Source organism: Amphritea sp. 1_MG-2023, from assembly GCF_030547545.1.
Classification (GTDB): domain Bacteria; phylum Pseudomonadota; class Gammaproteobacteria; order Pseudomonadales; family Balneatricaceae; genus Amphritea.
In genome coordinates this window covers 17,191-27,225 of sequence record NZ_JAUOQE010000045.1, presented here as the reverse complement: position 1 = coordinate 27,225, position 10,035 = coordinate 17,191, and the positions used below count along the sequence as shown (strand labels likewise).

Genomic DNA, 10,035 nt, shown 5'->3' with positions numbered 1-10,035 from the left:
CCCGTGCCGATAAAACCACAACATCGTTGTAGCGAGCGACGCCCTCGTCGCGATTAACCGCCATAACCACACCATCGACGTGAGGGCACGCCTCCTACAAAACATCGCCCTCGTGCCGATAAACCCACAAACCAAAACCATCGGCGTGAGGGCACGCCTCCTACAAAAAAACCACGCCGTCGCGATAAAACCACAAACCAAAACCATCGGCGTGAGGGCACGCCTACAAAACATCGCCACGCCGCTTATTTCATTTAAGACCACTTATCAGATCGATCGGCACAAACAATAAAGAAGGGGTTCAACAAAGTCTCGGGGCGGGTGTTGTATAGCAGCGGGGTTAATTCTGGGTATTGCAACACGAGGCCGCCTGCTGCGTTGACAACGGCGTGAGCCGCGGCGGTATCCCATTCGCTGGTTAAGCCTAAACGCGGATATAAATCGGCAGCGCCTTCGGCCACTAAGCAAAGCTTTAAAGAACTGCCCATCGATACCACTTCGGTTTTCGGCAAATCGTTAACAAAGGCTTTAAATTCGTCAGTTTGATGTGAACGACTGCCAACCACACGCCAAACATCCGCATCAGAGGGAATCGCCGACACATGGATCGGCGTTACCTGTCCTGCCGACTCTTTAAACGCGCCTTCGGCATCGCCCCAATAAGTCACCTCTAGTGCAGGGGCATAAACCACCCCAAACACGGCTTTACCCTGATCGATCAGGGCAATATTGACAGTAAACTCGCCATTTTTCTTAATAAACTCTTTAGTGCCGTCTAATGGATCGATCAACCAATAGGTCTGCCATGACAGCCGATCCTGATGCTCTTCGGCACTCGATTCTTCAGATAGCACCGGTATCTCCGGCGTGAGTTGTTGCAAGCCCGCAACAATACAGTGATGCGAGGCTAAATCGGCTTCGGTCAACGGGCTGGCATCACTCTTCTCGACAATTTCAAAATCCCGTTGATAGATTTCCATAATCGCCGCACCGGCTTGTTTAGCGAGGGTAATAATATCCTGATTGTTAAACATGGCATCCTTCTCTTTCAAAATAGTTAGGTAATCAAATAATTGTCTGAGCATCGGCGTTTGTAAGCCAACCCTCTATTAAAACGGCCAGATTTGTGGAATCAACAGTAAAGACACCACCGCCGTGGTGAGACTTAAGGGTATCCCCAAACGCGCATAGTCGCTAAAACGATAACCGCCCGGGCCATAGACCATCAAATTAGTCTGATAGCCCAGCGGCGTAATAAAGCTGGCGGAGGCGGCAAACATTACCGCAATAACAAATGGCATATAACTGACACCGAGTTGATCGGCTAATGCCATCGCCACCGGAAACATCAATACCGCCGCCGCATTATTAGTAATCAATTCGGTAAACAACACCGTCATCAAATACATCACGATCAGTGCTTGCCAAGGGCTAATGCCATCATGAAATAACACCCACTCGGCAATCATACGAGCATTACCGGTTTTCACCATCGCCGCCCCCAAGGCGAAGGAAGCGGCGATAACAATTAACACCGATAGATCCACATTACGCCGCGCCCGCGAAACCGACACACAACGCGTCGCTAACATCACCCCTGCCGCTAAGATAGCGGCTTCTAAAATAGATAACAGCCCTAGTGCGCTGACCAACACCATCATTAACAATGTGCCAATCGCCAATGGAGCTTTAGCAAAATCAGGCGGCGTTGACTCATTCAAGGCACTCACTAAGAGAAAGTCTCTCCGTGATCGGTACTGACTAACAAAATCATCGCTAGCTTCCATCAACAGGGTATCACCCACCTGTAAACGTACATCGCCTATTTTGCCATCTAAGCGCTGCCCCTGACGACACACCGATAAAATAGCCGCGCGGTAGCGGCCTCTAAAACGAGATTCGCGAATCGTCTGCCCCAAGCCAAAGAAATCTGGGCCAACCACCGCCTCCACCAGACACCGCTCTTGCACCGCTATATTGAGTTTTTCAAAGCCATCATCCTGCGGCATCAGGCCGCGTACACCACGTAATTCATGGGCACTTTCAGGGGCACCGATAAACACCAACACATCGTCTGCTTCCAGCACACTATCGGGAGCCACGGCTGTCAACAAAGCTCCTCGGCGTTTAATATCCACCAGGTAACCGTAAGTCAGTTGTCTTAACCCCGCTTGAGCAACGGTTTTTCCCACAACGGGGCCGCTAGGGCTCACCACTAGCTCAACCACATACTCGCGGGCACTTTCCAACTGTTCAACCACACCTTTACGGGCGGGTAATAATAATGGCGCTAATAAAATAATTAAGCCTCCGGCGATCAATAATACCGGCACACCTACCCAGGCTAAATCAAACATCCCCAGCGCAACACCCGTCTCCGCTTGTAATAAGCCATCCACCACGAGGTTGGTGCTAGTGCCAATGAGGGTGCAGGTACCGCCTAGAATCGCCGCATAGCTCAAGGGTAATAACAGCTTAGATACCGGAATTTTGATCCGCCGCGCCCAATCTTGTACGGCAGGAATAAACATCGCCACCACCGCGGTATTATTCATAAACGCGCTTAACACGGCGGTCGGTAGAATCACTCGCAGCAACGATTGCTTTTCGCTGTTAGGTAAGCCTAACAAGAGTTGACCCACCCAACCAACCGCGCCCGTTTCTTTCAAGCCCGCCGCAATCACATAAAAGGCCGCGATGGTCATCACTCCGGGGTTTGAGAAACCAACCAACGCTTCCGCGGGGGTGAGCACCTTGGCAAGAATTAATAACCCCAGTGCCGCCATTAACACCATATCGGCCGCGATACGGCTAAAAATCAATAAGAGCAGTACCGACGCAAGCAGTAAAAGCGTTAATCCAGCTGAAAATTCCATATTCGACGTCTTGATTCCTGCCCTGATTTAGTCCGATCTCATTAACACCAAAGGAGCCAATGCTGAATCATCGATACAATTGAGACATATTATGTTTAACAATGAATGTTTGTCAGCATAGCGTCAATTTTGTATGATCTCAATTCTTATAAGGAATATGCAACATGAATGGCAAGAAGCTCGCCCCCACAGCGCTGAATAAGCTCAGAAAAGAAGCAGTACAGCTGCGTCTAAGTGGAGAAACGCTTGCCTCGATAAAGCAACAAACCGGCCTATCGCACCCCACGATTATTTCAGCCTATAAATGTTTTATAGAAGGCGGATGGGAGGCCGTTAACACCGGTAAGCGAGGGCGTCCAAAAACAGTGGCGCCATCCGGCCTCGGCTCGCCCGACGAATGCCTTACCTTTATGCTCGCTAACCTACCGGACAATAACGGCTTATGGCACAACCAGGCGGTGCAAGCATGGTTCAATCACCACCAGCAGCCCCCCTCATTAAAAACCATCAACCGTTACCTTAATGCTTGGGGTATCACTGCCGCCTCAACGGGGCCAAAACTAACCCCGCCGTCATGGTTGGCACAACACCACCCCGAACAGCTATCGACCTATCACCCGCTTAGTGACAATGCCGACGCAGCCACTCATACCAAGCACCTAGGTATCACAAAGCCACAACAAGCCAACAGCTTAAAGCTGAAAGTCATCAAAGGAGGAATAGGCCAACTCTCGCTGACGGCGGCACAAAAGACAGCAGGGCTGGATGGCTATTTTATCTATGCTCAAGATTTCAGGGGCAAGCGATACTGGCTAATGACACGTAACCAACCCGATAGCCAAGATATTATTCATTTTCTCGAACGGCTCAGCAATCAACTAACCTCGAATCTACTCTTGTCATTCCATAGTGTATCGCTAGACAGATTTACAGATATTCAACAATGGCTAGCCAATCAAACACAAATTACTCTTTTAACCTATGCAACATCAAAATCCAGCACGCCGTTGGCACCGTTGCCTTCAGCCGCTGAACAACAATCGACTCAGTCATATGTGAGGAACACGATGGCATTAACACATCTACAGAGACTGGAAGCGGAAAGCATTCAAATCATGCGTGAGGTCGTTTCCAAAGCCGATAATCCGGTTATGCTTTATTCCATCGGCAAGGATAGTGCCGTGATGCTGCATCTAGCGATGAAAGCATTCCACCCATCCAAACCGCCATTCCCGCTGTTGCATGTTGATACCGGCTGGAAGTTTCGCGAAATGTATACCTTTCGCGATGAGTTAGTCAAAAACCTCGGCGTTGAGTTGATCACCTATATGAACCCCGAAGGCATCGAAAAAGGTATCAACCCCTTCACCCATGGATCGGCACTGCATACCGATATCATGAAAACTGAAGGCCTGAAGCAGGCGTTGAATAAATTCAAATTTGATGTTGCCTTTGGTGGCGCACGTCGCGATGAAGAGAAATCTCGCGCCAAAGAGCGTATTTTCTCTTTCCGTACTGCCGATCACCGCTGGGACCCGAAAAACCAGCGCCCTGAGTTATGGAAAAACTACAACGCCAACAAACGCCCAGGCGAATCGATTCGAGTATTTCCCCTATCTAACTGGACCGAGCTGGATATCTGGCAATATATCTATTTAGAACAGATCCCGATTGTGCCCCTCTACCTCTCGGCTGAACGGCCCGTGGTCGAACGAGATGGGACGCTGATAATGGTTGACGACGAGCGCATGCCGTTGCAACCAAATGAAGTACCGATGATGAAGAGCGTACGTTTCAGAACCCTCGGCTGCTATCCGCTCACCGGCGCCGTCGAATCTGAAGCCGATACCTTGCCAGCGATCATCCAAGAGATGCTGCTGACCAAAACATCTGAACGTCAGGGGCGTATGATCGATCACGACAGCGCCGCATCCATGGAGAAGAAAAAGCAGGAGGGTTACTTCTAATGGCACACTCATCCGAGATGATATCCGATGATATCGTTCAATACCTAAAAGACCACGAACAAAAAAGTCTGCTGCGCTTTATCACCTGTGGCAGCGTTGATGATGGCAAAAGCACCCTGATTGGCCGCCTACTGTTCGAATCAAAACTATTATTTGAAGATCAACTGGCTGCGGTTGAAGCGGAATCGAAAAAATTTGGTACTCAGGGCGATAACATCGATTTTGCCTTACTCGTCGATGGCCTAGCCGCCGAGCGGGAACAGGGCATCACCATCGATGTCGCTTACCGTTTTTTCTCTACCGATAAGCGTAAGTTTATCGTCGCCGACACTCCCGGGCATGAGCAATACACCCGCAACATGGTAACCGGCGCATCCACCGCCGATGTCGCTATTCTGATGGTCGATGCTCGCCGTGGCATCTTGACTCAGACTCGCCGCCATAGCTATCTCGCCTCTTTAATCGGCATTCCACATATCGTGGTAGCCATCAATAAGATGGACCTCGTCGATTACTCTGAGAAAACCTACAACCAAATTCGTGAAGATTATCTCGAGTTTGCTAAACAGATCGGTATTGAAAACATCACCTTCATTCCGATGTCGGCCTTAGCCGGCGATAACATCACCGAACCTAGCAACAACATGACCTGGTATCACGGCACCACCCTAATGGGTTATCTGGAAACCGTGCAGGTTGATGATGAACTGATGCAGAAAGCACCGTTCCGTATGGCGGTACAATGGGTTAACCGCCCTAACCTAGATTTCCGTGGTTTTGCCGGTCAACTCGCCAGCGGTGTTGTAAAACCCGGTGATCGCATACGTGCCCTGCCTTCAGGTAAAGAGAGCACCATCGCAACGATCTCCACCTACGATGGTGACTTGCCACAAGCGGTGGCCGGCCAATCGGTTACACTCACCCTCAACGACGAGATCGATATCTCCCGTGGAGACATGATCACCTCAGCGTCAGAGCCCGCCTCTATTGGTAAACAGTTCGAAACCACTATTATTTGGATGCATGAAGAACCTCTCATGCCGGGCCGCACCTATCTGATGCAGATTGGTACAAAAACCGTGACCGCCTCCATCACCGACATTAAGCATCAAGTTAACGTCAATACGATGGAACACCTAGCGGCAAAGAAACTAGACCTCAATGGTATCGGCGAGTGTAATATCAGCCTCGATCAGGACATCGCCTTTGACTCTTATAAGGCTAACCGAGATACCGGCAGCTTTATCTTAATCGACCGCATGACCAACAACACCGTGGGTGCCGGTTTAATCAACTTCGCCCTACGTCGCAGTACCAATATCACCGTACAGCATACCGAAGTGAATAAAGCGGTACGCTCGACACTGAAGTCACAGAAGCCTTGTGTTATCTGGCTGACGGGTTTGTCAGGTTCGGGTAAATCGACGATTGCTGATCTGGTTGAACAGAAACTACTGGCGTCAGGGCATCACACCTATCTACTCGACGGTGATAATGTTCGTCATGGTCTCAATAATGATCTTGGCTTTACCGATCAAGATCGAGTGGAAAATATCCGCCGCATAGCCGAAGTAGCCAAACTGATGGTCGATGCTGGGCTGATCGTGCTGACTTCCTTCATCTCACCTTTCCAAGCAGAAAGAAAGATGGCGAGAGATATGCTAGACGAAGGTGAGTTTATCGAGATCTACGTCAACACCCCACTAGAAGTCGCCGAAGATCGTGATGTGAAAGGTCTTTATAAGAAAGCTCGCCGCGGAGAACTGAAAAACTTCACCGGCATCGACTCCCCTTATGAAGCCCCAGAGCAGCCAGACCTTAATCTGAAAACGTTAGAAATGACACCAGAAGAAGCAGCTGACAAAGTCATCGAATTGCTAAAACAGAAAGCAATGATTTAATTCTTATCGCCGCGAGGGCGCGCCTCCTACAAAAATCCCACCTTTGTAGCGAGCGACGCCCTCGTCGCGATTAACCACCATAACCACACCATCGGCGTGAAGGCACGCCTCCTACAAAACATCACCCCGCCGCCGCGATAAACCCACAAATTAAACCATTGTAGCGAGGCACGCCCTCGTGCCGATAAACCCACAAACAAACGTCATATCGTATCATTGTAGCGAGGCACGCTAGCATGCCCTTTGGGTACCTCGTCGCGATTAACCACCTTAACCACACCATCGGCGTGAGGGCACGCCTCCTACAAAAAACCACACCCGTCACGATCGCCCCATAAACATCATATCGCATCGTATCATTGTAGCGAGGCACGCTAGCATGCCCTTTGGGTACCTCGTGCCGATAAACCAATATCGGCAAAAGGCGAACCATCGGTGTGAGGGCACGCCTCCCACAAAACATCGCCCCGCCGCCGCGATAAACCCACAAACAAACGTCATATCATATCATTGTAGCGAGCGACGCTAGCATGCCCTTTGGGTACCTCGTCGCGATTAACCACCATAACCACACCATCAGCGTAAGGTACAACCTCCTACAAATGGACCTCTATGCCACGATGAGTAAGGGTCAGCGAAGAAAAAATCTATATTGAGCGCATCAGCTATTGCCTTATGCTCTACAAATTCCGAACCATTATCGGCAGTGATTATTCGCACCGATGTAACGGTAGATCCACTCGTGGCTGATCGGCATATCAATTAAATGCCCAACACCGCTAATCTGCTCTGGACTCCAGTGAAGTGATAACCCAAATTCAACATACTCAACCGTTAACGCCGGAATTTTGTATTTAGATGCCAAAGTCCTTCGCTCTTGAGATTTCTGCTGAGCCGGTTCAGGATGGTAACCATCCTTTGAGCCGTTTCGGTCGAGTTCTCGATAAACGGTTGAACCATGTACATTGATTGTTTTAGCGATGAAAGCAGGCCGATAACCCTGCGCAAGAAGAATCGATATCTGGTATCGTTTCCCTTCGGTCAACTGTTGATATGTCATAGTGATACACTTTGTCTTTGGCGAGAAGAAGCGTACCAAGGTCAGCAGTTGACCACCTCTCCACCGTTACCAAAAAGTTTCGCACTTATTATATGAATCCCCGATTCTCTAACGATACAGTTACCTGGTTTTGATTAATTAAATCTACCGTTTGTATTCTCTGCCCACTTTTTAAGCGCACCTTTCAAATCACCAGGCAACTCAATTTCATGCTTCACAAGCCAAGTTGGATAAATATTAGTTGATTTAATAAGTTTCATAACTCTATCTGGATGGACTCCAATATTTAAGAAGTTGAATATTTTGAATACTTTGGCAGCAAACAAAACAAAAAACTTTGGTGATGAAAATAACATTACATCTGGGTAATGATTCAACTTAAAAGCCAGTATAATATCTTCCAGTGTATAACGCTCAGGATAACAACCATTCAATAACTCATATTCGCTTTCAGTATTCCTTGCTTTTTCAATTAAATAGATAAGATCATCAACATAAATACAAGACTTTATCGTGTCTTTACGCCCAGGATAAATAAAGACACCTTTCTGCATTAAATTTGCAAGCCTAGTAAAATTCCCTCCCTCCCCTGGTCCGAACACTACTGCTGGTCTAATAATTGTTAATAAAGAGTTTTGATTTCGATTATTCCATGCTTTGTGAATATTCTCGGCAAGCATTTTTGAATAACCATAGGCTGAATTGGGGGACAATGTTGAATATTCATCTTTTTGTTCTTCATCGGGACCATAAACAGAAATAGAGCTTGTGAATATAATCTCGTTAATTTTATTTTTTTCAGCGAAGCTACATACTTCATTTGCGCCCGCAATATTTGTTTCATAGTACTCATGTGTAGGATGACCAGGTGTAGTATGGATAGCTGCAAAATTGTATATTCTATTAATTTTACATTCTAACTTTAGAGACGAAAGGTCGCGCACATCACAGTTAATATAAAACAGGTTTTTATCTTTAAAGCGAGGCTCTTTTAAATCGACAATGTAGATTTTATAACCTTCAGATATTAGCTTTTTTGAATAGTGGGTTCCAATAAAACCAGAACCACCAAAAATCAGTACAGAGCCCATTTAATATTCCTTTTAAGTTTTTTTAAAAATTAACATCTATAAATCTTTAATTATCGCCCACCTGACATTCTTAAAAGTAAGCTTGGGATAATTTTATTTAACAATGCATAAGCTGCCAAACAAATTAAAATAGTAATTATTGGCAGTAATAGAAAGATGCCTAGCAATTCAAAGTCTGAAGCTGGAGGGAGTAACTTAAATGTAAGTTTTTTTAAAGTTATGAGCAGGGGCTCATGCGTTGCAAATACAAAGAAACTGGTTGTTCCTAAGTAAATTAAAGTGTCCTTTAAATATTTATTATCTAAGAAAAATTTAGTGATGAATAAGGTACCCAAAATTCCAAAAATTAATGCTAACTTATGAATTTCTGGATTGTAAGACAAGCCCTTTGATAAGGTATCTAAAACAACCAAGATAAGAAATACAGAAAAACAGAATCTTCCCCAAATATCACTAAAGAAGAGATCAATCTTTTTATGAGCAAAAAAAGCTCCTATATAAAAGAAAAGCAGTGAATCTATTGACGGTATATAAATACTCCATAAATTAAAAAACCAAATTGACTTTAAAATCAACAACGTAATAAATGGAAAAGTTTTTAATAAAAAGTATATAGCTGGCGTTAGTAAGACAACTGCTATAAAGTCTCTAATAAACCAAAATTGATAAGCAATTGGTTCTTGATTCAATCCAATAATGGCATTAATTAAATCAAAAGTAGAAAAATCACTTATAAGCATTCTCCCTGAGAAATAGCTTTGTGTATATGAAATGTTTTGAGCAATTGCAAAGATAGCCAAAACCAAAATATTCCAAAACAGGAATGGAAAAACTAAGCTGTGAAATCGTGAAATTAACTTTTGTTTATAACAAAAAAACGTAGCACTAAATTTTAAAAAAAACAAAAAGCCAGACAGCAAAAAGAAGATAGGAACAGCTACCCTGGCAAATCCCTGAGATATAGCATCCATGAAGTAAATTACCCACTGACTAGGTGAGTATTCTACAGATGAACCTCCTGAAAAGTTTATTTGAAAATCGTAGGAATGAATAAAGACAATACTTATGATTAACGGGAACCTTAACAGTTCTATTCTATCTGACGGAGATTTACTAAGCTGCATTTTACTCTTCCTAGTA

At 45.8% G+C, this 10,035-nt stretch carries 7 protein-coding genes; 2 read left to right on the top strand and 5 right to left on the bottom strand.

Annotated features, from left to right (window positions below; all coding sequences use genetic code 11):
- Positions 1-254 precede the first annotated feature (254 nt).
- Positions 255-1,034 (bottom strand): 3'(2'),5'-bisphosphate nucleotidase CysQ, encoded by a 780-nt coding sequence (cysQ, locus tag Q4488_RS17370; RefSeq protein ID WP_303581750.1) that lies wholly within the window; start codon positions 1,032-1,034, stop codon positions 255-257.
- 75 nt (positions 1,035-1,109) lie between these two features.
- Positions 1,110-2,876 carry an SLC13 family permease gene (locus Q4488_RS17365; RefSeq protein ID WP_303581749.1) on the bottom strand — a complete coding sequence of 589 codons (1,767 nt, stop codon included), beginning with the start codon at positions 2,874-2,876 and terminating at the stop codon, positions 1,110-1,112.
- A 164-nt stretch (positions 2,877-3,040) separates the two neighbouring features.
- On the opposite strand from Q4488_RS17365, the gene cysD reads away from it, so the two are divergent.
- Entirely contained in the window at positions 3,041-4,843 is a 1,803-nt protein-coding gene (cysD, locus tag Q4488_RS18850) for a sulfate adenylyltransferase subunit CysD (protein WP_368411591.1), read from the top strand.
- Positions 4,843-6,744: a sulfate adenylyltransferase subunit CysN gene (cysN, locus tag Q4488_RS17355; RefSeq protein ID WP_303581748.1), complete on the top strand. Its 1,902-nt coding sequence runs from the start codon at positions 4,843-4,845 to the stop codon at positions 6,742-6,744. The genes cysD and cysN overlap by 1 nt, the downstream gene beginning before the upstream one ends.
- Before the next feature lie 697 nt (positions 6,745-7,441).
- On the opposite strand, the gene Q4488_RS17350 is transcribed toward cysN, so the two are convergent.
- From Q4488_RS17350 to Q4488_RS17340, 3 genes are all read right to left on the bottom strand, one after another.
- The gene (locus tag Q4488_RS17350; protein WP_303581747.1) at positions 7,442-7,804 is read right to left on the bottom strand and encodes a helix-turn-helix domain-containing protein; all 363 of its coding nucleotides are present in this window, start codon (positions 7,802-7,804) and stop codon (positions 7,442-7,444) included.
- Between the two features lie 134 nt (positions 7,805-7,938).
- Positions 7,939-8,895, bottom strand: a complete 957-nt coding sequence (locus Q4488_RS17345; protein ID WP_303581746.1) for an NAD(P)-dependent oxidoreductase — start codon at positions 8,893-8,895, stop codon at positions 7,939-7,941.
- A 50-nt stretch (positions 8,896-8,945) separates the two neighbouring features.
- Positions 8,946-10,019: an acyltransferase family protein gene (locus Q4488_RS17340; RefSeq protein WP_303581745.1), complete on the bottom strand. Its 1,074-nt coding sequence runs from the start codon at positions 10,017-10,019 to the stop codon at positions 8,946-8,948.
- Positions 10,020-10,035: the final 16 nt, after the last annotated feature.

Coding starts and splice junctions, on each gene's coding strand:
- Q4488_RS17365 (WP_303581749.1), bottom strand. CDS start 2,876: ATGGAATTTTCAGCTGGATTAACGCTTTTACTGCTTGCGTCGGTACTG.
- cysD (WP_368411591.1), top strand. CDS start 3,041: ATGAATGGCAAGAAGCTCGCCCCCACAGCGCTGAATAAGCTCAGAAAA.
- cysQ (WP_303581750.1), bottom strand. CDS start 1,034: ATGTTTAACAATCAGGATATTATTACCCTCGCTAAACAAGCCGGTGCG.
- Q4488_RS17340 (WP_303581745.1), bottom strand. CDS start 10,019: ATGCAGCTTAGTAAATCTCCGTCAGATAGAATAGAACTGTTAAGGTTC.
- Q4488_RS17350 (WP_303581747.1), bottom strand. CDS start 7,804: ATGACATATCAACAGTTGACCGAAGGGAAACGATACCAGATATCGATT.
- Q4488_RS17345 (WP_303581746.1), bottom strand. CDS start 8,895: ATGGGCTCTGTACTGATTTTTGGTGGTTCTGGTTTTATTGGAACCCAC.
- cysN (WP_303581748.1), top strand. CDS start 4,843: ATGGCACACTCATCCGAGATGATATCCGATGATATCGTTCAATACCTA.